Below are 24488 nucleotides of genomic sequence, written 5' to 3' on the forward strand. Positions count from 1 at the left end.
AGGGAATGCGCCGGACGCGGTTTGTGACCCTTTGCATGCAGCGCGACTTAAAGTAACAGGCATCATGTCCATGCCCACCCTCGAGCCCACTCTCGAGCCGCGTGCCGGGGATATTGGTGCCGAGCCCGCGACCGGGCGTGCGCGCGGCAGGTTGCTCGATCCGTGGACGATCGCCTTTTTCGCCACCGTTGTCAGCGCCGCCTGGGCCTGCCGGCCTTCGCTCTGGTTCGACGAAGGCGCGACGATATCGGCTGCCGCCAGCCGTACTTTGCCAGAGCTGTGGCGGTTGCTGAGCCACATCGACGCCGTCCACGGCGCGTACTACCTGCTGATGCACGGCTGGTTCGCGCTCTTCCCGCCCACCGAATTCTGGTCGCGTTTCCCCAGCTCCCTGGCGATCGGCGCTGCCGCCGCGGGAACCACCGTGTTCGCCAGGCAGTTCGCGACGCGCCCCACGGCGGTGTGCGCGGGCGCGATTTTCGCGATCCTGCCGCGCACGACGTGGGCGGGCATGGAAGCGCGCCCGTACGCTTTCGTGGCCGCCGCGGCCGTCTGGCTGACCGTGCTGTTCGTTGTCACGGTCCGGCGCGACCGGCCGCGCGGGTGGGTCTGGTACGCGCTTGGACTGATGCTGGCGATACTGCTCAACCTCAACCTGGTGCTGTTGGTACTCGTTTACGGCGCGACGCTGCCGCTGCTCGCACCCAAAGGCGCCCGCAGATCGCCGGCGCTGTGGTGGGCCGCCAGCTCGGCCGTCGCCGTGGCGGCCATGACGCCGTTCCTCGTGTTCGCGCACAACCAGGTATGGCAGGTCAACTGGATCTACCCCGTGAGCTGGCATTACGCGTTCGACATCGTCCTGCGCCAGTATTTCGACCACAGCGTGGCCTTCGCCATCGCGAGCGCAGTGGTCATCGTCGCGGCGGTCGTGACGCGGCTGGCCGGCGTGGCGGCCCCGGGAGGTGACCTCGTCCGGTTGTCGATCATTGCCACGGCGTGGATGGTGATTCCCACCGCCCTGGTGGTCCTCTACTCGGCCGTCAGCGAGCCGATCTACTACCCGCGCTACTTGATCTTCACCGCCCCGGGGATGGCCGTCGTCTTGGCGGTCTGCCTCGTCACCATCGCCCGCCGACCCTGGCCCATCGCCGGCGGGGTGCTGGCGTTCGCCGTCGCCGCGGTGCCGAACTACCTGTTCGTCCAACGCTGGCCCTACGCCAAAGAGGGGTGGGACTACAGCCAGGTCGCCGATCTGATCAGCACGCACGCCGCCCCCGGCGATTGTTTGATGGTGGACAACACCGTGCCGTGGCGGCCCGGACCGATTCGTGCGTTGCTGGCGACGCGGCCAGCGGCCTTCCGGTCGCTGATCGACGTGGAGCGCGGCGTGTACGGACCGAAGGTCGGATCGCTGTGGGATGGGCACGTGGCGGTATGGCTATCGACGGCAAGAATCGATAAATGCCCCGCGATCTGGACCATCACCAATAAAGACACCTCGCTGCCCGACCATCAAACCGGGCAGACGCTGCCGGCCGGCGCTTTTGGACGCGCCCCGGCGTACCGATTCCCGAGCTATCTCGGCTTCCACATCGTGGAGCGGTGGCAGTTCCACTACTCGCAGGTTGTCAAGTCCACGCGGTGATGTGCGGCCTTGCCGGCAGTGCGAGGCGCGGGGCCGAGCTCATCCGCCGGCGCTGACCGGCTGGGCTTGCCGGGTGGCGCGCGTCGCGGCGTAAGACACCGCCACGCCGGCCGCGCTGAACGCGGTGAACACCGTGAAAAGCATGTGCGCCGCCATCTCCTCCCCACCGGTCGCGGTGTTGACGACGACACCGGCCAATCCGGCGCCGATCGCCGCGGAGGTCAGCTGGACGGTGTTGATCGCCGCGGACGCGGCGCCGCCTTCGGCCGGGTCCGCGACGGACGCCATCGCGCGGGCCGACAGGTGCGGCCAGGCCATCCCGATCCCGATGCCGGCGACCAGGAGGGCCACCGCCCACAGCGCGGCGGTCCACGCCGAGTCGTCGCCGTGCCGCGCCACCGCCCCCAGCGCCAGGCCCGATGCCGCCACCAGCGGCGCCACCATGACCACTCGGCCGATCGTCCTCCGGTTCTCCAGCGATGCGCTGACGATCTCGCTCACCGTCCAGCCCAGTGCGAGCGCCGCTCCCAGGAATCCGGCCGCTATCGGCGTCAGGTGGGCCAGTCGCTGCCCGAACAGCGGCACGTAGGTGTTCACCATCGCCGCGCCCATCAAGACGCCCATGGTGAGGTAGATCCACTTCAGGGGGCCGGGCGAGAACACGCTGGGCGGCAGGATGGCCGCGTGCATGCGCCAGTCGACGATCACGAACACGCCGACCAGGCCGATGCCCGCTGCGAGCAACCCATATGTCGCGGCGGTGTTATGCGGAATCTGCGCCACGCTGACGGCCAGCGCGGCCACCCCGATGATCAGCAGCGACCACACCGGGACTCTCATCCGTGGGACGCCGCTCGGCGGGCGGACGCGCGCCAACGCGACCGGGACCAGCAGGGCCATCAGCACGGTCATCGCGGCCATCGCAACAAAGGCCCATCGCCAGATCCCGAACTGCGCGAACAGGCCGCCCGTGGTGGGTCCGACCACCGTGGCGACCCCCCACATCGCCGACACCAGGGCAGACCCCCGGGTCCACAACCGGTGGGGAAGGGCGGAGTTGATGACGGCGTAGCCCAGGCCGGCCAGCAAGCCTCCGGCCACCCCCTGCATGGCGCGCCCAGCAATCAAAACATGCATGGTGGGTGCGGCAGCGCAAACCAGGCTGGCGATGCCGAAGACCGCCAGACCCATCAGATATGACGACCGCGCCCCGATGCGCAACAGCATCGGATTGACCATCGTCGCCGCGACCACGGAGCCGACCAGATACAGGGTCGTCACCCACGCGTAGAGCCGGCTGCCGCCGATTTCTGCGATGGTGTTGGGCAATAAGCTGGTGGTCAGGAACTCATTGGTGGCGTAGAGCGCTACCCCGCCGGCCAGCAGTATGGAAGTTCTCAGATACCTCGCGCCCAGCAGCTCACGCCAGCCGCCGGTGATAGTCGCCGCGTCGGTCACTCCTCTACCGTATGGGCTCAGGCGGCGAGAAGAACCGGAGATCGGTTGCCAGCAAACTCATTTCAGCCCGGCGGCGTCCATCCCCCGCAGTTCCTTTTTCAGGTCGGCGATCTCGTCGCGGAACCGCGCCGCCAGCTCGAACTGCAAGTCACGAGCCGCGGCCATCATCTGGGCGGTGAGATCCTTGATCAGGTCGGCCAGTTCAGCGCGCGGCATGCTGGCCGTATCGCGGCCCTCGAACACCCCCGCGCTGACCGCGCGACCCGGCTCTCCCTGTGCGCGTCGACCGCGGGACGCGTTACGCCCTGAGCCGCCGATCTCCACCGTCTCGCTGTCGTCCGCCTCCCGGTAGACCTGGTCGAGGATGTCGGCGATCTTCTTGCGCAGCGGCTGCGGGTCGATGCCGTGGGCCTCGTTGTACGCGATCTGCTTCGCCCGACGTCGCTCGGTCTCGTCGATGGCTTCTTTCATCGAATCGGTGATGGTGTCGGCGTACATGTGCACCTCGCCGGAGACATTGCGGGCGGCGCGGCCGATGGTTTGAATCAGGCTGCGCGATGAGCGCAAAAAGCCCTCTTTGTCTGCGTCCAGGATCGCGACGAGAGACACTTCGGGCAGGTCCAGGCCCTCCCGCAGCAGGTTGATGCCGACGAGCACGTCGTATTCGCCCAGCCGCAGCTGACGCAGTAGCTCCACCCGGCGCAGCGTGTCGACCTCGGAGTGCAGATAGCGCACCCGGATGCCCATCTCGAGCAGGTAGTCGGTGAGGTCCTCAGCCATCTTCTTGGTCAGCGTCGTGACCAGCACCCTTTGGTCCGCCTCGGTGCGCTTCCGGATTTCGCCGATCAGGTCGTCGATCTGTCCCTTGGTCGGCTTGACCACCACCTTCGGGTCCACCAGGCCGGTGGGCCGGATCACCTGCTCGACGAACTCGCCGCCGGACTGGCTGAGTTCGTAGGGGCCGGGGGTGGCCGACAGGTACACGGTCTGCCCGATGCGGTCGGCGAACTCCTCCCAGGTCAGCGGGCGGTTGTCGCATGCCGACGGCAACCGGAATCCGTATTCGACCAGGTTGCGTTTGCGCGACATGTCGCCCTCGTACATGCCGCCGATCTGCGGGACGGTCACGTGGGATTCGTCGATGACCAGCAGGAAGTCTTCCGGGAAGTAGTCCAGCAGGGTGGCCGGCGGCGAGCCCGGACCCCGACCGTCGATATGCCGGGAGTAGTTCTCGATGCCCGAGCAGAAGCCGACCTGGCGCATCATCTCGATGTCGTAGTTGGTGCGCATCCGCAACCGCTGCGCCTCGAGCAGCTTGCCCTGGCCCTCCAACTCGGCGAGCCGCTCGGCCAGCTCCGCTTCGATGGTCGAGATCGCCATCGCCATCCGCTCCGGGCCGGCGACGTAGTGGGTGGCCGGGAAGATCCGCAGCGAATCGACCTGGCGGATCACGTCACCCGTCAGCGGGTGCAGATAGTACAGCGCCTCGATCTCGTCGCCGAAGAACTCGATCCGCACCGCCAGCTCTTCGTAGGACGGGATGATCTCCACCGTGTCGCCGCGCACCCGGAACGAGCCGCGAGTGAACGACAGGTCGTTACGCGTGTACTGGACGTCGACCAGCAGCCGCAGCAGAGCGTCCCGGGGCACCTCGGTGCCGACCCGCAGTTCTACCGAACGGTCCAGGTATGACTGCGGTGTGCCAAGGCCGTAGATGCACGACACCGACGCCACCACGACCACGTCGCGGCGCGACAGCAGCGAGGACGTCGCGGAGTGCCGCAGCCGCTCCACGTCGTCGTTGATCGAGCTGTCCTTCTCGATGTAGGTGTCGGTCTGCGCGATGTACGCCTCAGGCTGGTAGTAGTCGTAGTACGAAACGAAGTATTCAACCGCGTTGTGCGGCAACATTTCTCGCAGCTCGTTGGCGAGCTGGGCGGCCAGCGTCTTGTTGGGTGCCATCACCAGGGTGGGTCGCTGCAACCGCTCGATGAGCCAGGCCGTGGTGGCCGACTTCCCGGTACCGGTGGCGCCGAGCAGCACGACATCGCGCTCCCCCGCCTTGATCCGTCGTTCCAGCTCGTCGATGGCGGCGGGCTGGTCGCCGGCCGGATCGTGCGGACTGACCACCTCGAAGTCGCCGCCGACGCGCACCACTTCGTCGACAGCGCGATACTCCGAGTGCGCTACTACGGGATGTTCCGTGGCGAATGCCATGCCACCAGGGTAGAACCGATCACCGACAAGTGTCGTCGAGCCGGCCCTGCGAGGTCAGCACCCGGCGCCGCCACGAGAACACCTGGAGAAGGACTGGAAGGACGAGGCGATTCTCGAACGTGCCAACGGCTGCGGTAGCGCATTCGAGGTTCACCTATTGGTACCCGGAGGCTGACCTTCCAGAGAAACTATCCCGTCGGCCGCGTCCACGCCCGGGTGATCGGATCGCATTGCAGCAGGTAGCCGTCACTGGACGTGCTTATGGCGAACACCGGCGTGTTCGGCCGGTCGCATGAACTGCCGGCGGCGTGCACGCCCATCGTGATCGGCGCCTTGGCCCAGCTGCTGCCTTCGCAGACGATCTGCTCGTTGTTGGTCGGGTCGTAGGCGACCTTGCCGGCGTCGCTGCACAGTCCGCCGAGCACCGGTGGCGCCGGGGCGGACGCGGTGGTCGAGGTGTCGATCACCTGGATGGGGTCGCCCAACGTCACCTGGGCAGGCACAGCGCCGGTCCGGGTGGCCAGCACAGGCACGCGCACGACCGCCCCCTGCGCGCCGCACTCGTTGCTCAGTGCGGTCTCGGTCAGCGTGCCGCGCAGCGTGCCGTCGGCCTGCGGCGCGAGCGACCAGGCGATGGTCTCCCGCTGGGTGGCCCTGACCTGTCCGTTCGGCTGAGTACAGCCGACCCGCTGCTGCGCCGGACTGCCCTGCCAGTAGCCACCGACGAAGCGCAGGGTGTCGGTCTGTCCGCCATCGGTGGTCTCTGCCACTTGGTGGGTGGCGTCGTCCAGCCGGGCGCCGGTGGCCGCGCAGCCGTTGGTGGTGCATACCGAGCGAAATGCCCACCAGCCGGTAGCGGGCCCTGCATGCCGGATCGAGATGCCATTGGTGGCGCGCTTGGCCTGGTCGTAGTCGAGCTTGTACGTCCCTTGAAGCACCGGTCCGCCCGCCGTGGGTGCGGCACTCGCGGCCGGAACGGACGGCTTCGACGCGAGCGCGGGGCTGGTCGGCGGCGCATCGGGCTGAACGGAGTAGAGGATCGACCAGGTCGCCGCTACGGCGATGAGGACCGCACACACCAGCGCGGTCGCCCACCGGGCCTTCGACGAAAACCGGTGACTCAGGCCAACGATGCCGCCGCCGGGCCCGCGCCGGCGATGCGGCGTCGATGTGGCGGCGCGCGGCGCGACGCCACCTTCTTCGGAGACATGGCCTAGCGACTCGCTGACCGCGGTGGCGAACGCGCGGCAGCGCTCGAACCTCTCCTCCGGCTGTTTGGCGAGGGCCCGGAAGAATACCTCGTCGAGCTTTTCCAGCTCGGGTCGGAAATCGCTGAGCCGAGGCGGATCCTCGTGCAGGTGTTGACTGATCACTGCGATCGGGTTGGAGTGCTGAAACGGAGGCGCGCCGGTGAGAAGATGGAAAGCCGTTGCGGCCAAAGCATATTGGTCGGCTCGACCGTCGATGGGCGAACCCGTCAGCTGCTCGGGCGCGGCATAGGCCACCGTTCCGACCGCGACGTTGGTTTCGGTGATTCCGCTGATATCGCCCAGGTGGCGTGCGACACCGAAGTCCGCCAGCAGGATTCGACGCTCGTCCGCTTCGGCATGGGTGAGCAGAATGTTGGCCGGCTTGACGTCGCGGTGCAGCAGGCCGCGATCGTGGGCGTAGTCCAGCGCGCCCGCGACCGCTCCCACGATGGCGCACACCTCGCGGACCGGCATCCCCTCGGCGTAGTTCTGCTTGACCATCCGCGCGGCGTCGGTGCCCTCGACGTAGTCCATCGAAATCCACAGATGCCCGTTGAATTCGCCACGGTCGTGCACGCCGACGATGTGCGGGTGCCACAGCGTCGCCGCCAGATCGGCTTCCCGGTTGAATCTTTCGCGAAACTCGGGGTCGGCGGTCACCGCCTCGGCGAGCACCTTGATCACGTCACGGCGGGGCAGCCTCGGATGCAGCGCGAGATACACCTCGGCCATGCCCCCGGCGCCCAGCGGCCGCAGAATCGTGTAGCCGGCGAACGAGGCGCCGTTACTTACCGCAAGGCGCGCCTCAGAGGACTCCTTTTGCTGTTGCCCCACCACGGGTTCGGCATTCGGCGCCGAATCGACCGGAGGTATCCGGCGGAACAACTGACCGATGGGCATCCCGGGCAGCGAGTGAAATCCCGCGCGTAACGCCTCACGGGCCTGTCGCGGATTGCTCAGTAGCGCTCGCCCGGCGCCGATGCGCCGCGTCGTTCCCCTGTGCTCGTTCGTCAAGTCTCGCCCCTCGTGTCTTGGCACCGCCCGGCGTCGCCGCAATGTGATGCGGATCGCACACCACGGGTATGCGCATCGCGATTGGGCCCTCCACTCCGTCTTGCTGATTGCCGGCGCAACACTGGGCTCGGCACGCACGGACACAATCGAAGATTGCAACCCCTCCCGATCGAATAATGCCGCACCGCAGTAGGTGATTCGTCGCAGCAAGCTATGAAAGCGCTATGAGTCGTCGAGATTAGACAAAGGGAAGTCACAGCCGGGTCCAATAGAGCGCACTGCCAAGGCGGGCCGATACTTGAGTGGTGACTCGACCCGCCCCGCCCATCCTGACAATTCGGCATGACGGGTCCCAACGTTCCTTCGCGGCCGGCCACGAGGTGGTGGTGGGACGCGATGAACAGGCCGACGTGCACATCGCCGATCCGAGGATTTCCCGTGCGCATCTGCTGCTGCGGTTCGATCAAGGCCGATGGTTGGCAATCGACAACGGCTCGTTGAACGGGACCTATCTCAACGGCTACCGGATGCCCGTGGTGGATATCCACGACGGTCAGAGCATTCACGTCGGAAACCCGCAAGGCCCGCGTCTGACCTTCGCGATCGGGCCGCAGACGGGTCATGCCAGCCGGCCCCCCCGGGCCCGGCCGAGCCACGACTCCGGACCCCCGACCCTGGCCTGGGCGGCGCTTACTGAGCAAACGAATCCGACACATTCGCCGCGGCCCCCACAGGCCCGGCCCGACAGCCCGGCCCGGGGCCCGGCGCGCGGCGGTCCGCACGGTGCGCCGTCGCGTCCGGTGCCTCCCCGGCAGCCGGCGAGACCGCAGAGTGCACCACCGCGACAGCCGGCGGCGCCGCCGCGACAGGCGCCACCGCCCCCGATGCCGGCGTCACGTGGCACTCCCCCCGAGGAGCTGACCGTCATCGACCCCGGCTCACCGGCAAGATTGCAGGTCACCCCGCCCGCAGCCGACCAAGCCAAGGCAGCGCCCACGCCGTCGAACCCGCCCGCGGCGGAATTCACGGTGGTCAATGCCAAAACGGCCGACGTGTCCAACCTCGCGACGCGCTTTGTGAAATTGCTCTCGCCGCGCGCGTCGTCGGCCGCGGGCACGGCCGGCGCCATGACGATCGGCCGCGCCCCCGAGAACGACATCGTCGTCTCCGATGTTCTGGCGTCGCGTCAGCATGCCAGCTTGGTACCCACCCACCTGGGCACCGAGATTCGGGACAACAGCGTCAACGGAACGTTCGTCAACGGCACCCGGGTCGGGTCGGCCATCTTGTCCGAGGACGACATCGTCACGATCGGCAACGTCGACCTGGTGTTCCGCGACGGCACCTTGACCGAACACGGCGACGCCGCCACCCGCACCGGGGGTCTCGAGGTGCGCGACGTCAAGTACGTCGTCGACAACGGCAAACAATTGCTGGATGACATCTCGCTGACCGCTCGCCCCGGCACGTTGACCGCAGTGATCGGCGGTTCGGGCGCCGGCAAGAGCACCCTGGCCCGGCTCATCGCCGGTTACACCACCCCGACCTCCGGTTCAGTGACCTTCGAGGGCCACAACATTCACGCCGAGTACGCATCGCTGCGCAGCAGGATCGGCATGGTCCCCCAGGACGACGTGGTGCATCGCCAGCTCACCATCAACCAGGCGCTGGGCTATGCCGCAGAGCTGCGGCTGCCGCCCGACACCAGCAAAGCCGACCGCGCCAAGGTCGTCGCCCAGGTGCTCGAGGAACTCGATCTGACCAAGCACGCCGACACCCGCGTCGAGAAGTTGTCCGGCGGACAGCGCAAACGCGCCTCGGTGGCGCTCGAGCTGCTGACCGGCCCGTCATTGCTGATCCTCGACGAGCCGACCTCGGGTTTGGATCCCGCGCTGGATCTGCAGGTCATGACGATGCTGCGCCAGCTGGCCGATGCGGGTCGGGTCGTGCTCGTGGTGACGCACTCGCTGTCCTACCTGGACGTGTGCGACCAGGTGCTGCTCATGGCTCCGGGCGGCAAGACAGCCTATTGCGGCGCACCCGACCAGATCGGTGCCGCGATGGGCACCACCAACTGGGCGAAGATCTTCACCCGGGTCGGCGCCGACCCCGACGAGGCCAATCGCCGCTTCCTGGAACAGAACGAGGCCGAGAAGCGGCCCCAGAAGTACCTCCCGGACAAGACCGACGAGCCGGGCAGCCTCGGCGAACCCGTTCACACCAGCGTGCGGCGCCAGATCTCGACCATCGCCCGCAGACAGGTCCGCCTGGTGATCGCCGACCGCGCCTACTTCGTCTTCCTCGCGCTGCTGCCGTTCATCCTCGGCTCGCTGTCTCTGACGGTCCCGGGCAACAACGGCTTTCATGTTCCCGCGCCCAATGCCGGCACACCCGACGAAGCCGCACAGATACTGGCGCTGCTGATGCCGGCGGCGGCATTCATGGGTACCGCCTTGACAATTCGAGATCTGGTCGGCGAACGCCCCATCTTTCAGCGCGAGCAGGCGGTCGGGTTGTCGACCGCCGCCTACCTGCTCGCCAAGAGCGCGGTGTTCTGCGGCTTCGCGATAGTGCAGTCGGCGATCGTCACGGCGATCGTGGTGATCGGAAAGAGCGCCCCCGCGCGAGGCGCGGTGCTGTTCGGCCACTCGACCATTGGGGCCACCTTCGAACTGTTCACGACCGTCGCGGCGACGTGTGTCGCCTCGGCCATTCTCGGCCTGGCGATTTCGTCGCTGGTCCGCTCGAGCGAGCAGATCATGCCGCTGTTCGTGGTGACGGTGATGGCGCAGCTGGTGCTGTGCGGTGGGATGGTGCCGGTGACCGGCCGGCTCGGTTTGAACCAGCTGTCGTGGGCGACGCCGGCGCGCTGGGGCTATGCGGCCGCATCGTCGACAGTGGATCTGCGCCACCTGGTGCCCGATTCGCTGCTATCCCAGGATCGGTTCTGGCAGCACACGTCGAAGATCTGGCTGCTCGACATGGGCATGCTGGCCGCATTGTCACTCTTCTACGCGGGCTTCGTGCGGTGGAAGATCCGGTTGCGCCGATAGCGAATCGCCCAGCAGCGGTAGGGTGACACCATTCACCCGCCGAAGCACGAGACGTTCGACCTCCTGGCCCGCACCAACACCGATCCCAAGGGCATCGTGCGGACCGTCGACGAGTACGCGGTGCAGCCGTGGGGTCTGTACGTCGCGCGCCCCACTCCCGGTCGCGTCCAGTTCCATTACCTCGAGTCGTGGCTGCTGCCGTCGTTGGGCTTGCGCGCCACGGTGTTTCACTTCAATCGGGGTCATGAACGCGACCATGACTACTACCTGGATGTGGGCGAATACCGGCCCGGCCCCACCGTGTGGCATGCCGAAGACCACTACCTGGACATCGAGGTCCGCACCGGCGCCGGCGCCGAACTCACCGATATCGACGAACTGCTCGACGCCGTCCGCCACGGGTTGCTGAGTCCGGAGGCCGCCGAGCGGGCGGTGCGACGCGCGGTGGCCGCCGTCGACGGGTTGGCCGGCAACGGTTATGACCTGTCGCGGTGGCTGGCACACCACGGCATGCCACTGAGCTGGCGCCGGCGGTAGCCGTTTTCTCTGCCGGACGGCGGGTATGCCTTCGACATGGCGTTCGTCGGTCAGCGCAGCGATCCCTATGACTTGGCGTGCCGCGCCGCAGACTTTGCACGGGAGACACGCTGATGCCACGCATCGACGTCGAGATCACCCACCCGGACCGGGTCATGTTCCCGGAGAACGGAATCACCAAGTCAGACCTTGCCGAGTACTACGGCGAGGTGGCCGAGACCATGCTGCCGCACCTGAAGGGCCGCCCGCTGACCGTGCAACGCTTCCCGCGAGGCATCGGTGAAAACGGTTTTGTGCAACAGGATTTCGCCGATACGTTGCCCCACTGGATGAGCGGGGTCCAGGTCGACAAAGAGGGCGGCACCCTGGTCCATCCGCTGGCCGAACGCCCGGAAGCGCTGCGCTGGTTGGCCAACCAGAACTGCATAACCCTGCACGTGTGGCAATCGCGCCGGGGCAAACTGAACCAGCCTGACCGCTTGGTCTTCGATCTTGATCCCTCCGACGCCGATTTCGCGGTGGTGCGCGCGACCGCCCGCACGGTGGCCGACGTGCTCGATGACCTGGGGCTGGCGCGCTACGTGCAGACCACCGGATCGCGGGGGCTTCATGTCGTGGTGCCGCTACGCGCCGAAGCCGACTTCGACACCGTGCGGCAATTCGCCCGCGACGTCGCGGAAGTCGTCGCCGCCGACGATGCCGCACACCGCACCGTGGAAGCCCGCAAAGACAAACGCGATGGCCGCATCTACCTGGACGTCATGCGTAATGCCTACGCGCAGACCGCGGTGGCGCCGTACTCTGTGCGGGCCCGCGCAGGTGCGTCGGTGGCCACCCCGTTGGAGTGGGACGAACTGGACACCCGGGGTCTGCGGGCCGATCGGTTCAGCATTCGCGATGTCCCCGACCGGCTCGCTGGGCAACGCGATCCGTGGGCAGACATGTTCCGGCACGCCCGCTCGCTGACCCGGCCACTCGAACGATTAGCGAAACTTCGTGCCTGAACTGCCGGATGTCGAAGGATTCCGGCGCGAGCTGGCTAAAGCCCTGCCCCGCCGCCGAATTCAATGCGTAGACGTCCGCGACGCCGGGATCCTGCGCAACGCCTCCGCCGCCACCCTCGCCCGGCGCCTGGTCGGCCACCGGTTCGGAGCCCCGCGCCGGGACGGCAAATGGCTGATACTGCCGACCGATGGTCCGGCGCTGCTGATCCACAGCGGTATGACCGGACAACCCGTACTACGCCAAAGCCGGCGCCGATCCGGAAAAGTATGAGCGACTGGTGGTGTCGCTCGACCGAGGCGAACTGCGGTATGCCGACCTGCGCAAGCTTCGCGGGGTCTGGCTCGCCGCCGACGACGACGAGCTCGCCGACGTGTTGGGCGCGCAGGGGCCCGACGCGCTGGGCATGGGCCTACGAGAGTTTCGTGACGTGGTCGCCGCGCGACGCACGAGGGGTGGGCGGCTGAAGCCGACGCTGATGGACCAGTCGGTGATCGCGGGCCTGGGCAATCTGCTCGTCGACGAAATCTGCTGGCGGGCCAGAATTCGGCCCACGGTTTCGGTTGCGGAGCTGGGCGACGACGACGTCAAAAATTTGCATCGTGCCATGGCGCAAGTGCTGCATACCGCGGTACGCCATGGCCGGGTTCCCGGCCTGCCGCGTTGGCTCACCGGGGCACGCGACGATGCCGACCCGCACTGCCCGCGCTGCGGCAGCCTCCTTCGCCGCGGCCGGATCGGTGGCCGGATGTCGTTCTGGTGTCCCCGTTGCCAGCCCTAGCCGTCCGCCGAACAGCCTGGTCGACCGGGCGACGGTGAGCGTAATCTCAGCTGCTATGAGCTCCCATGGTCGCAGGCTGCTGCCGATCGCCGCGGCGACGATCATCGCCATCGGCGCCCAGCTGAATCCGGCAACGGCACGAGCGGATCTACACAACATCACCTATCGGGCCAGGATCGACGGCGTGACGACCGGTAGCCAGGCCATCTTCGTGATCAGCGGCGGTCAGACGAACACGGCCGGACTGAGTGCGATGCCCGGCAACGCATTCGAAGCCGACACGGTGTTGCCCGACCCGCAGCAGGCCGGCATGCGCGTCGTGGTGCACTTCCCGTACTCGGCGAACGTGCACTGCGAGATCGACGTGGACGACAATGTTTTCGTCCAGACCGACCAGTTGGTCAGACCGGTCGCCGGCAACGCCGATCCCATGAACGGGGCGCTGCAGTGCGGCGCACCCATCCCCTAGGCGCGCCACCATCGGGCTAGGGCTTCCAGCCAGTCGAGTCGGCCCACTCCCACGCGCGGCGGTAGGCGTCGAGGAACCACGGCTCCTTGGCCTCGGCATAGGCCGCGGTGTCTCCGTCGGCGGCCTTTTCGGCGGCGCGCTTGGCGTTCAAATAATCGGCGCGGGCATCGGGGTTGGCCGTCAACCAGTCCACGAACAGCAGGGCGAATTGCTGATTGGGCCAGCCGTCCACCCGAATGTGCACATTGGTGGGTCGACCGGGATCCGCTGAGGCGTGAATTCGCTTGCACCACAGCGCCGGATCGTCCCCGTGGTCGTAGCTCTCCACCGTACTGCGGGCATCATTCTTGGCCACGTCCTCAGCGATGTGCTCGATGCGCGGATACCCAACGGAAAGCAACGGCTCGGCGAGTTCGTCTGCGACGGCAAGGGATTCAACGGTGATTTGGACATCGATGACGTCCTTGGCGGCGAGGTCCGGCACGGCGGTCGAGCCGATGTGATCGACACGCAGCGCCCGGTGCCCGCAGCTGGTCCGCAGGCGGTTCACGATCCGTCGCGCCTGGTCCGACCAAGCCGGGTCGCACGGCACCAACCGGGTGGGAACCTCGGCGATCTGGTGCGCGCTCAGGTTACGCGCGAACGGGACGATGCGGTTGTTCCACACGGCATGGGCCCGCTGGACCAACTCCTCGGTGCTGCCCGAGTTGTCCAGCCAAATGTCGGCGACCGCGCGGCGCTGCTCGTCGGTTGCCTGCGCGGCGATCCTCGCGCGGGCGTCATCCTCCGACATGCCGCGCTGGTCGACCAGGCGCCGCAGCCGCACCTCGACATCGGCGTACACGATGACGACGAGCGGGAACAGCGGCGCCATCCCGGATTCCACCAGCAGCGGAATGTCCTCGACCACAACGGAATCGTCGGGCACCGAAGCGATGATTTCCGAACGGCGATTGGCCACCAACGGATGGACGATGCCGTTCAGCGTCTTGCGCGCCTCGTCGTCGCGAAAAGCCTTGGCAGCCAGGGCGGGCCGGTCCAGCGATCCGTCCGGAAGCAGGATGTCGCTCCCGAACGCCTCGACCAGCGAGGCCAGGCCCTCGGTTCCGGGCTGAACCACCTCACGCGCGATGACGTCCCCGTCGACGATGACTGCACCGCATTGTTCGAAAGTGGATGACAGCGCCGACTTGCCGGCGCCGATGCCACCGGTCAGCCCGATGCGCAGCATGGCGTGGTCAGGGAGACGTCACGCGTTGCCGGCGAGCTTCTCCCGCAGAGCGGCCAATTGCGCATCGCTGGCCAGCGATCCGCCCGCCTTCTCCGGAGGAGCGCCATTGCCAGGCGCCTGCTCGGGGTGCCCGGCTGCCTCGGCGGCGGCGAACTTCTCCATCTGCGTCGTGTGCATCTTGTGCCGACGCTCGGCCTCCGCGTAGCGGGCCTCCCACTCGTTGCGCTGCTTCTCGAATCCCTCTAGCCATTCGTTGGTCTCGGAGTCGAAGCCTTCGGGGAAGATGTAGTTGCCCTGCTCGTCGTAGCTGTCGGCCATGCCGTATTTCGCCGGGTCGAATTCCTCGGTGTAGTCCTCGTTGGCCTGCTTGAGCGACAACGAGATCCGGCGGCGCTCCAGGTCGATGTCGATGACCTTGACCATCGCGTCGTCGCCGACGGCGACCACCTGGTCGGGAACCTCGACGTGGCGCTCGGCCAACTCGGAGATGTGCACCAGACCCTCGATGCCCTCCTCGACACGCACGAAAGCGCCGAACGGGACCAGCTTGGTGACCTTCCCGGGCACGATCTGGCCGATGGCGTGGGTGCGGGCGAAGTGCCGCCACGGGTCTTCCTGAGTCGCCTTCAGCGACAACGAAACCCGCTCGCGGTCCATGTCGACGTCGAGCACCTCGACGGTGACCTCGTCACCGACCTGCACAACCTCGGACGGGTGGTCGATGTGCTTCCAGGACAGCTCGGAAACGTGCACCAGACCGTCCACACCGCCGAGGTCGACGAATGCACCGAAGTTGACGATGGAGGAGACGACACCCTTGCGGATGGCGCCCTTCTGCAGCTGGTTGAGGAACTCGCTGCGCACCTCGGACTGGGTCTGCTCCAGCCACGCGCGTCGCGACAGGACCACGTTGTTGCGGTTCTTGTCCAGCTCGATGATCTTGGCCTCGATCTCCTTGCCGATGTACGGCTGCAGATCACGCACCCGGCGCATCTCCACCAGCGAGGCGGGCAGGAAGCCGCGCAACCCGATGTCGAGGATCAGGCCTCCCTTGACCACCTCGATGACGGTGCCCTTGACGGCCTCGTCCTTCTCCTTGAGCGCCTCGATGGTGCCCCAGGCGCGCTCGTACTGCGCGCGCTTCTTGGAGAGAATCAGCCGACCCTCTTTGTCCTCCTTGGTGAGGACCAGGGCTTCGATCTCATCACCGACGGAAACGACCTCATTCGGGTCGACATCGTGCTTGATCGAGAGTTCGCGGGCGGGGATGACCCCTTCGGTTTTGTAGCCGATATCGAGGAGCACCTCGTCCCGGTCCACTTTGACGATCGTGCCTTCGACGATGTCGCCATCGTTGAAGTACTTGATCGTTTTGTCTATTGCGGCGAGAAAGTCCTCGCTCGAGCCAATGTCGTTGACGGCTACTTGCGGCGAGGTGACAGCGGGACTCGGCATGTTGTTGGGTTGCTCCGGACAGGTTTGGTCGTAGGGACAATTGGGATTTACCTGTCGAGGCTACTCGACTGGGCACATGCTGGCCAAACTCAGCGCCGTCGGCTCGCGTCGATCGGTTGCCCAGAATTTGACATCACGGCAAATTCTCGCCGCGACGTGCTCCCTCCAAGCGGGCGGTACCGCAGCTCGGGGACGGTTTGTGCAGTTCATAACCGCTCGGCGGCCCCAGTGCGTGGCAGCGCCCGGATCGCCGCGCTAGTGCGCGGCGGAGTCCCAACTGCGCCCGTAACCCACCGAGACCTCCAGCGGGACGTCCAGCGGATACGCCCCGCCCATCTTGTCGCGTACCAGCGCCTCGAGCTGTGCCCGCTCGCCGGGCGCGACCTCGAACAGCAGCTCGTCGTGCACTTGGAGCAGGATCCGCGACGAAAGCCCTGCATCGCGGATCGCCTTGTCGACCTTGAGCATCGCCACCTTGATGATGTCGGCCGCGCTGCCCTGGATAGGCGCGTTGAGCGCCGCGCGTTCGGCGGCTTCGCGCACCTGACGGTTGCTGCTGTCGAGTTCGGGGAGGTAGCGCCGGCGGCCGAAGACCGTTGACGTGTAACCGTCTTTGCGGGCCTGCTCCACGACGTCCATCAGGTAGTCGCGCACCCCGCCGAACCGCGCGAAGTATTGCTCCATCTGGTCTTTGGCTTCTTCGGTGGAGATCTTCAACTGGGCGGACAGTCCGTAGGCGCTCAATCCGTAGGCCAGACCGTAGGACATCGCCTTGACCCGGCGGCGCAACTCGGCGGTGACCTCTTCGATCGGCACGCCGAATGCCCGGGAGGCGACGAACGAGTGCAGGTCCTCCCCGGTGTTGAACGCCTCGATGAGGCCTGCGTCCTTGGACAGATGAGCCATGATGCGCATCTCGATCTGGCTGTAGTCCGCCGTCATCAGCTCGCTGTAGCCCTCACCGACGACGAACGCATCGCGGATCCGCCGCCCCGCCTCGGTGCGGATCGGGATGTTCTGCAGATTCGGCTCGGTCGAGGACAATCTGCCCGTCGCGGCGATGGTCTGGTTGAACGTGGTGTGGATGCGCCCGTCCGAGGCCACCGAGTTGAGCAATCCGTCGACGGTGACTTTGAGCCGGGTGGCATCGCGGTGGGCCAGCAGATGCTGCAGGAACGGGTGGCCTGTCTTGTCGAAAAGCGACTGCAGGGCATCGGCGTCGGTGGTGTAGCCGGTCTTGGTGCGCTTGGTCTTTGGCATCTCCAGCTCGTCGAAAAGCACGGTCTGCAACTGCTTCGGCGAGCCCAGGTTGATCTGCTTGCCGATCACCGCGTACGCCGCCTCGGCCGCGTCGCGGATCTGGTGGGCGAAATCGCTTTGCAGCTCGTTGAGCAGATCCAAATCGACTGCGATGCCGGCGTTTTCCATGCGCGCCAGCACTGCCTGCACCGGCAGCTCCATACCGCTCAGCAACGAGGTGGAGTTGATGCGGGCCAACTCCTCGTCGAGCGCGTCGGCCAGATCCAGTACGGCCACGGCGCGCAGAATCAGCGTCTGTACCGCCTGCTCGTCGGTGCCCTCGGTATCATCGAGCAACGAAAGTTGTTGCTGTTGGGGGTTTTCGGCGCGAAGTTCGCGGCGCAGGTAGCGCAGCGAAAGGTCATCGAGGGAGAAGCTGCGCTGCCCGGGGCGCACCAGGTAGGCCGCCAGCGCCGTGTCGGAGGTGACGCCCGCCAGCGTCCAGCCTCGCCCGGCCAGGTCGTGCATCGCCAGCTTGGCCTCGTGCAGCGCCTTGGGCGGACCGGGGTCGGCCAGCCAAGATGCCAGCGCCGCTTCGTCTTCGGGATCAAGCGTCGCGGTGTCGATGTAGCGGCCCTCGCCGTCGGCGGAGACGATGGCCAGCGCGGTGGCGTCGGCGTCGTAGGCCAGGTGGGTGCCGACGACGGCCAGGCCGAACCGCTTTCCCGAACTGTGCTCGGCCAGCCACACGGCCAACTCGCCGGGTTCCAGCGCCCCGCCGCGCACGTCGAAGCCCTCGTCGACCTCGGGCTCCACCGCGGCGAGCGTTTCGAACAACCGGTCCCGCAACACCCGGAACTCCAGGTCGTCGAAGAGCCGGTGGATCTGGTCGCGATCCCACGGCTGCAGGCGCAGCGTGTCCGGGGTCTGGGCCAGCGGCACGTCTTTGACGAGATCGGTCAGCTCACGGTTGCGGATGACGCTGGCCAGGTGTTCGCGCAGCGCGTCGCCCACCTTGCCGCGTACGGAGTCGACGTTGTCGACCAGCCCCTGCAGCGACCCGTACTCGCCGATCCATTTGGAGGCGGTCTTCTCGCCCACGCCGGGGATGCCGGGCAGGTTGTCGCTGGGATCGCCGCGCAGGGCGGCGAAGTCGGGATACTGCGCGGGCGTCAGCCCATACTTTTCGACGACGGCATCCGGGGTGAAACGGGTCAATTCGCTGACCCCCTTGCGGGGATAGAGCACCGTCACGTTGTCGCTGACCAACTGCAACGAGTCGCGGTCGCCGGTGACCACCAGCACCCGATAGCCCTCCTTTTCGGCCTGCGTGGCCAGGGTCGCGATCAGGTCGTCTGCCTCGAATCCCTCCTCGGCGAGCACGGTGATGCCCAATGCCGCGAGGACTTCCTTGGTGATGTCGATCTGGCCGCGAAACTCGTCGGGCGTCGCCGACCGGTTGGCCTTGTACTCCGGGTAGCGCTCGGAGCGGAAGGTCTGCCGGGACACGTCGAACGCCGCGGCAATGTGGGTCGGGGCCTCGTCGCGCAGCAGGTTGATCAGCATGGCGGTGAAGCCGTAGACCGCGTTGGTGGTCAGCCCGCCGCGGGTTTTGAAGTTCTCGGCGGGCAGCGCATAGAACGCCCGAAACGCCAGCGAGTTGCCGTCCAGCAACATCAGCGTCGGCGCGGTCTGTTCCTCGCTGGCCTTCGTAGTGGTTTTCGTGGCGGGCACGGGTCTCACTCTAGGCACCCGGTGTGACGAGCTGGGCGCCCCGACGGTGCCACCGGCCGAACTGCAACACGTTTCAGTTTTGGCTGCGGCCTCGGTAGTCTGACCCAGTGCCAGAGGTCACCAGCCAAGAACCCGCGATCGACGGGTGGTTCGCCACCGACGACGCCGGAAATCCCCATCTGATCGGCAGCAAGTGCCCCCAGTGCGGCACCTACGTCTTCCCGCCGCGGGAGAACAACTGTCCCAACCCGGCCTGCGCCGGCGACGCCCTAGAGCCCGTCGCTTTGTCGACCCGGGGGACACTGTGGAGCTACACCGAGAACCGGTACCCGCCGCCCGCGCCCTACCCGGCGGCGGACCCCTTTGAGCCGTTCGCCATTGCTGCCGTGGAGCTGGCCGACGAGGGGATCATCGTGCTCGGCAAGGTGGTGGACGGCACGCTGGCCGCGGACCTGAAGGTCGGCATGGAGATGGAGCTGGCCACCATGACCCTGTTCACCGACGACAACGGTGTCGAACGCCTCGTGCACGCGTGGAAGGTGGCCTTCGCCGGCGACGGTGCAGAGCGAAGCGATGAGGAGGAGCGGCGATAATGACGATGAGCACTCCGGAACCGCTCTACATCCTTGGCGCGGGAATGCACCCCTGGGGCAAATGGGGCCGCGACTTCACCGAATACGGCGTGGTCGCCGCCCGCGCGGCGCTGGCCGAGGCCGGGCTGGACTGGCGGCAAATCGAGATGGTCGCCGGCGCAGACACCATCCGCAACGGCTACCCCGGCTTCATCGCGGGGTCGACGTTCGCCCAGAAACTCGGCTGGAACGGTGTGCCGGTCAGCTCGAGCTACGCCGCCTGCGCCAGCGGTTCGCAGGCGCTGCAGAGCGCCCGCGCCCACATCCTGGCCGGCTTCTGTGACGTCGCTCTGGTCGTCGGCGCCGACACCACGCCCAAGGGCGCGTTCGCCCCGGTCGGCGGCGAGCGTAAGAACGACCCCGACTGGCAGCGCTTCCACCTCATCGGTGCGATGAACCCGGTGTATTTCGCGCTGCTCGCGCGGCGCCGGATGGACCTCTACGGTGCGACCTCCGAGGACTTCGCTCGGGTGAAGGTCAAGAACTCCCAGCACGGCCTGCAGAACCCGAATGCGCGCTACCGCAAGGAATCGTCCGTCGATGATGTGCTGGCCAGTCCCGTGGTCTCCGACCCGCTACGGCAGCTGGACATCTGCGCCACCTCGGACGGCGCCGCGGCGCTGATCGTCGCCAGCGCCGAGTTCGCCCGCAAGCACCTGGGCTCGCTCGACGGCGTGCCGTCGGTGCGTGCGGTCAGCACGGTCACTCCCCGCTACCCGCAGCATCTGCCCGAATTGCCGGATATCGCAACGGATTCCACCGCCGTCGTGGCCGCGCCCGAGCGGGTGTTCAAGGACCAGATCCTCGACGCGGCGTACGCCGAGGCGGGCATCGGGCCCGAGGACGTGAGCCTGGCCGAGGTCTACGACCTGTCCACCGCGCTGGAACTCGACTGGTACGAGCACCTGGGGTTGTGCCCCAAGGGTGAAGCCGAGGAGCTGCTGCGCACTGGCGCCACCACGATCGGCGGCAGGGTTCCGGTCAACCCGTCGGGCGGGCTGGCGTGCTTCGGCGAGGCCATTCCCGCCCAGGCGATCGCACAGGTCTGCGAGCTGACCTGGCAGCTGCGGGGCCAGGCCACCGGCCGGCAGGTGGAGAACGCCAAGGTCGGCGTCACGGCCAACCAAGGCCTGTTCGGGCACGGGTCTTCGGTGATCGTCGCCCGCTAGGGTCTACGGCCGCCGGCGATCAGGCCACGGCTTTCAGTGTGCAAGCACGGCTTTCAGTGTGCGAGCACGGCGGCCGGCGTCGGCGTGTCGTCGCCACCAGCGCACACTGAACGCCGTGGGTTCACACTCAAGCGTCTTTGGACGGATCCAAGGTCTCCAGGACGACTTCGGCCACCCGCTTCATCGTGGTCCTGCGGTCCATCGCGGCCCGTTGAATCCACTTGAAGGCCTCGGGCTCGGTCATGCCCTGCTCGCTCTGCAGTAACCCTTTCGCGCGCTCGACGAGCTTGCGGGTCTCCAGCCGGTCGGACAACGTGGCAACCTCGCGTTCCAGCTCGGTGATCTCGCTGAAGCGGCTGACAGCCAATTCGATGGCCGGGATGAGGTCGCTGATGGTGAACGGCTTCACCAGGTAGGCCATGGCGCCGGCGTCCCGCGCCCGCTCCACCAAGTCACGCTGGCTGAACGCGGTCAACACCACAATCGGCGCGATGCGCTTACTGGCTATCTCCGAGGCCGCGTCGATGCCGTCGCGACGCGGCATCTTCACATCCATGATCACCAGATCCGGCTGATGGCGCTCGGCCAGTTCGACGGCTTCCTGTCCGTCGCCGGCCTCACCGACGATCTCGTAACCCTCTTCCCGGAGCATCTCGGCGAGGTCCATTCGGATGAGCGCTTCGTCTTCAGCGATCAGGACCCGGCGCGGCACAGCGGCGTCGGTGTCGGTCGTGGGGCCTGTCATGACGGATATTGTGTCGTGAACGCCTCAGACCAGCGACCTCGGGGGCGGTGAGGCAGGTGGGCACTCATGATCCTCTATGGTGGGAGGCTGCCTCTAAGGTAAGAGGCCGCATGCCCTCGTATCCCAACTGGCAGAGGAAACGGATTCAAAACCCGTACAGTGTGAGTTCGAATCTCACCGAGGGCACTCATGCTGTGGACGCGGTTGGTACTTGCTAATCGTTGACAAGGCCCCTGATCCCCTTTGCCATTGCCCCCTCAGCTTCCGACCAGTCGATCACCAGATTGGAATCTCGCAAAAACTCCGTACGTCTATGGAATTTCGGTGCTAGAGAGCGCCAACTGCCGGCACCCGGCCCCAGATGGTCTCTGCGTCCCATTTACGCCCACGCGGCAGGAGGGACTGGCATCGGTCGGCCGGCACCGGGACCTCGAGCGCCATATTATGGCGCGCAGTTTTTGACGGCAGCGGCCTCACGGGCGACATGCTCACCGTCCCTGAAAACGTCGCCGCCGAACGTTGCGGATACGTCGTACCGCGTCACCGACCGTGAGCGGATGGAGTTCTGATGTGTCCCAGCAGCTCCCGCTCTAGGGTTGCGGTGGTGGCACGACGGGTCGGCACGTATTGGCCCCCGGGTCCCACCAGTTACCGGGACCGCAATCCTGCGGCGGCGGTGCCCCCAACGGCTGGCAAGCATTGGCCCCCGGGTTCCACCAATTGCCCGGACCACAATCCTGCGGCGGCGGTGCCCCCAACGGCTGGCAAGCATTGGCCCCCGGGTTCCACCAATTGCCCGGACCACAATCTGGCGGTTGAGCCGAGCTCATCCCCGGAGACACCGCTGCCACGTACGCCATGGGCGCTATTGCCATCATGACGACGCCCGCCATGCGGCGAATAAGCATGCTCATCAAAGGACCTCCCATCAGGAACCTGTAGATCTAAATATTGACCTTGACCCTGAGTTTTAAACTGCCGACTCGGTTTGCGCCGCGCCCGCCGAAAAGGGGGTATGGAAATCTCAGCAAATGACCATCCAGCCGAGCCAGAGGCTGCAGCAGTATTTCGCCAGAAAAAATCAGCTTCACATGTGACATTGAAAACTCGTTTGCGAGAAGCGTCAGGAGCCCTCGGCTCCGCGAGCCCCTTCCCTCGAGATGCAACCGCCCCCATCGTATTTGAGAGTAACGATGACACTCGCCCAATGGACGCACCCGATACACCCGCGCGGGTAAGGCAGTAAAGCGCAAAGCCGCCGAAAGCGATTACCAACGAACCAGATATCGTGGTCCCGGCCTTCCCGTTGCCGCTCTGCCGTCTGCAGCGCTCAGTGCCGCTGCTGCACCGCCTGATTCGTCATACGGCGGATATGGCTGTGCGCACTGAGCACGACGCTGCGCCAGCCGCGGCCGAACGTCCCGGTCTGACAGCGGTAGCGCTCTCGTCGGGCCATCCTCGACGACCCTCAACCGTGCCGGTCCAGCCGGCAGTCGCGTCAACTCGTGGCGACTCTGAACACCCTATGCAGGCTGACGCATCGCCGCGGGAAATGGCGTTCGTCAAGTCAATGACGAACGGGTGGGCAATGCACCAATCAGCCGTCAGAGGCCAGGGGCCGGGCCAAGGACATGGGGTGCAAGGTCAATCGTTATGCAGCCCGACGATCCCAGCATCACACCGCTCAGGACTACGGCCGCTGCAACAGCTTTCAATATTTTTTTCATCGATCACACCTTCCTGCTGGTGAGATGACAGCGGGAAATGAATTACCGCCGGTTGCCTGATGCTATCGCTGTCTTTTGACGTGTGTGGAATATTGCTCAAACCGCTGGAAAGGTTTTTGTGTTGGCGACTCGAAGTGCACGCCAATACTGCCCGTCGCCGCATGCCGATTTCGTCCAAAATAGAGTTCGAATCTCACCGAGGGGACTCAGCTTGTATGACAAGTAGGCAGCCGCACGCGCGCTCGGCCGGCGTCCGGAACATGCGGCGAGCGCGGTTCCGGGCAGCCGCGAGGAGCGTGCTGCTAATTCACTAACGTGGGAAATGCTATGCGGCCCTTGACATAAGCCCCTACCAGTCCTGACAAAAGCCATGATGGCCGCAGCCGAGAATTGCTTAAGCACGATCGTTCACAAAACGGGATCCCCCGGCATTCAGGTCGTACAGATGTCACCACATGCACGGGACGAGGCGGTAGCGAACCTTTTCTGTGTATTCGCGGTATCCGTCTAACTCGTTTCGGAGAAGCTGTTCTTCGTCTCTTATACGCAACGCGAGCATGATCACGCCGGGCATGCCGAAGACGAGTCCCCAGTAGGAACCGAGCGCCAACGGGATGCCGAGCATCATGATGACGTTGCCGGAGTACATGGGGTGGCGCACCAGCCCATATAGCCCGGTGGAAGTCAGCTTTTGGTCTGATTCGACCCGGACTGTGGCGCTCGCATAGCTGTTTTGAATGACCACGAGCATCACCACACTGAGTCCAGCGACTACCAGAACATCGCCGACCAAACAGATTACGGTTGGTGCTCCCGACCAACCAAAGCGATGGTCAAGGGCGCTGAGCACGACCGTTGCGGCGAGCGACAGGTACCAGCCGACGATGATGACCTTCTGCGCACTTCGGGTCTCTGCTGTTGGCCCACCACGCGTCCGCCTCTGAAGCACCGTGGGGTTGGTCCGCAGCAGGAAGACGCCAAGCATCCATGTCGAAAGAGAAGTTACCGTCAGAAAAACCCACGCTTGCCAATAATCGAGGGTGCCGGCAGTCCCAAACACGAGCAAGCCGAACACGACAGGGTCAATCAGCCCGGATACCAACGTTTTGAGAATGGATTTCACCGACTCT

At 66.1% G+C, this 24488-nt stretch carries 15 protein-coding genes, 1 tRNA gene and 1 pseudogene; 9 read left to right on the plus strand and 8 right to left on the minus strand.

Annotated elements, in window-relative coordinates; genetic code table 11:
* The first annotated feature begins 64 nt into the window (after positions 1–64).
* The gene (locus AC5Y4F_RS17175; protein WP_499997688.1) at positions 65–1645 is read left to right on the plus strand and encodes a mannosyltransferase; all 1581 of its coding nucleotides are present in this window, start codon (positions 65–67) and stop codon (positions 1643–1645) included.
* Between the two features lie 39 nt (positions 1646–1684).
* Here AC5Y4F_RS17175 and AC5Y4F_RS17180 read toward each other — a convergent pair whose 3' ends face one another.
* The 3 genes from AC5Y4F_RS17180 to AC5Y4F_RS17190 all read right to left on the minus strand — a co-directional run bounded on the left by AC5Y4F_RS17180 (position 1685) and on the right by AC5Y4F_RS17190 (position 7470).
* Positions 1685–3103, minus strand: coding sequence for an MFS transporter (locus AC5Y4F_RS17180; protein WP_499997689.1), 1419 nt, complete (start codon positions 3101–3103; stop codon positions 1685–1687).
* Between the two features lie 57 nt (positions 3104–3160).
* Positions 3161–5320: an excinuclease ABC subunit UvrB gene (gene uvrB / locus AC5Y4F_RS17185; RefSeq protein WP_067933487.1), complete on the minus strand. Its 2160-nt coding sequence runs from the start codon at positions 5318–5320 to the stop codon at positions 3161–3163.
* 188 nt (positions 5321–5508) lie between these two features.
* Positions 5509–7470: a serine/threonine-protein kinase gene (locus AC5Y4F_RS17190; protein ID WP_499997706.1), complete on the minus strand. Its 1962-nt coding sequence runs from the start codon at positions 7468–7470 to the stop codon at positions 5509–5511.
* 416 nt (positions 7471–7886) lie between these two features.
* Between AC5Y4F_RS17190 and AC5Y4F_RS17195 the strand changes: the two genes are divergently transcribed.
* From AC5Y4F_RS17195 to AC5Y4F_RS17215, 5 genes and pseudogenes are all read left to right on the plus strand, one after another.
* Positions 7887–10637 (plus strand): ATP-binding cassette domain-containing protein, encoded by a 2751-nt coding sequence (locus tag AC5Y4F_RS17195; protein WP_499997690.1) that lies wholly within the window; start codon positions 7887–7889, stop codon positions 10635–10637.
* A 96-nt stretch (positions 10638–10733) separates the two neighbouring features.
* The gene (locus AC5Y4F_RS17200; protein ID WP_067933491.1) at positions 10734–11174 is read left to right on the plus strand and encodes a ribonuclease FAU-1 family protein; all 441 of its coding nucleotides are present in this window, start codon (positions 10734–10736) and stop codon (positions 11172–11174) included.
* 113 nt (positions 11175–11287) lie between these two features.
* Positions 11288–12178 (plus strand): non-homologous end-joining DNA ligase, encoded by an 891-nt coding sequence (gene ligD / locus AC5Y4F_RS17205; RefSeq protein ID WP_499997691.1) that lies wholly within the window; start codon positions 11288–11290, stop codon positions 12176–12178.
* A pseudogene (locus tag AC5Y4F_RS17210) lies at positions 12171–12957 on the plus strand (Fpg/Nei family DNA glycosylase). The gene ligD and the pseudogene AC5Y4F_RS17210 overlap by 8 nt, the downstream one beginning before the upstream one ends.
* Before the next feature lie 55 nt (positions 12958–13012).
* On the plus strand, positions 13013–13426 hold the full coding sequence (locus AC5Y4F_RS17215) for a hypothetical protein (RefSeq protein WP_499997692.1): 414 nt from the start codon (positions 13013–13015) through the stop codon (positions 13424–13426).
* A gap of 16 nt (positions 13427–13442) precedes the next feature.
* Here AC5Y4F_RS17215 and coaE read toward each other — a convergent pair whose 3' ends face one another.
* From coaE to polA, 3 genes are all read right to left on the minus strand, one after another.
* Positions 13443–14657: a dephospho-CoA kinase gene (gene coaE / locus AC5Y4F_RS17220; protein ID WP_499997693.1), complete on the minus strand. Its 1215-nt coding sequence runs from the start codon at positions 14655–14657 to the stop codon at positions 13443–13445.
* Between the two features lie 18 nt (positions 14658–14675).
* Positions 14676–16112 carry a 30S ribosomal protein S1 gene (gene rpsA / locus AC5Y4F_RS17225; protein ID WP_067933522.1) on the minus strand — a complete coding sequence of 479 codons (1437 nt, stop codon included), beginning with the start codon at positions 16110–16112 and terminating at the stop codon, positions 14676–14678.
* Positions 16113–16367: 255 nt separating this feature from the next.
* Positions 16368–19028, minus strand: a complete 2661-nt coding sequence (gene polA / locus AC5Y4F_RS17230; protein WP_499997707.1) for a DNA polymerase I — start codon at positions 19026–19028, stop codon at positions 16368–16370.
* A gap of 164 nt (positions 19029–19192) precedes the next feature.
* On the opposite strand from polA, the gene AC5Y4F_RS17235 reads away from it, so the two are divergent.
* Together AC5Y4F_RS17235 and AC5Y4F_RS17240 are read left to right on the plus strand one after the other, a co-directional pair.
* On the plus strand, positions 19193–19678 hold the full coding sequence (locus tag AC5Y4F_RS17235; RefSeq protein ID WP_499997694.1) for a Zn-ribbon domain-containing OB-fold protein: 486 nt from the start codon (positions 19193–19195) through the stop codon (positions 19676–19678).
* Positions 19678–20886 (plus strand): lipid-transfer protein, encoded by a 1209-nt coding sequence (locus AC5Y4F_RS17240; protein WP_499997695.1) that lies wholly within the window; start codon positions 19678–19680, stop codon positions 20884–20886. Before AC5Y4F_RS17235 ends, AC5Y4F_RS17240 begins: the two co-directional genes overlap by 1 nt.
* A gap of 127 nt (positions 20887–21013) precedes the next feature.
* Here AC5Y4F_RS17240 and AC5Y4F_RS17245 read toward each other — a convergent pair whose 3' ends face one another.
* Positions 21014–21631, minus strand: a complete 618-nt coding sequence (locus tag AC5Y4F_RS17245) for an ANTAR domain-containing response regulator (protein WP_067933529.1) — start codon at positions 21629–21631, stop codon at positions 21014–21016.
* Positions 21632–21743: 112 nt separating this feature from the next.
* Here AC5Y4F_RS17245 and AC5Y4F_RS17250 point away from each other — a divergent pair.
* Positions 21744–21817 (plus strand) — tRNA-Leu (locus AC5Y4F_RS17250).
* 1989 nt (positions 21818–23806) lie between these two features.
* Here AC5Y4F_RS17250 and AC5Y4F_RS17255 read toward each other — a convergent pair.
* The gene (locus AC5Y4F_RS17255) at positions 23807–24481 is read right to left on the minus strand and encodes a methyltransferase family protein (RefSeq protein WP_499997696.1); all 675 of its coding nucleotides are present in this window, start codon (positions 24479–24481) and stop codon (positions 23807–23809) included.
* Positions 24482–24488: the final 7 nt, after the last annotated feature.

This window comes from Mycobacterium sp. NGS56 (assembly GCF_059812425.1).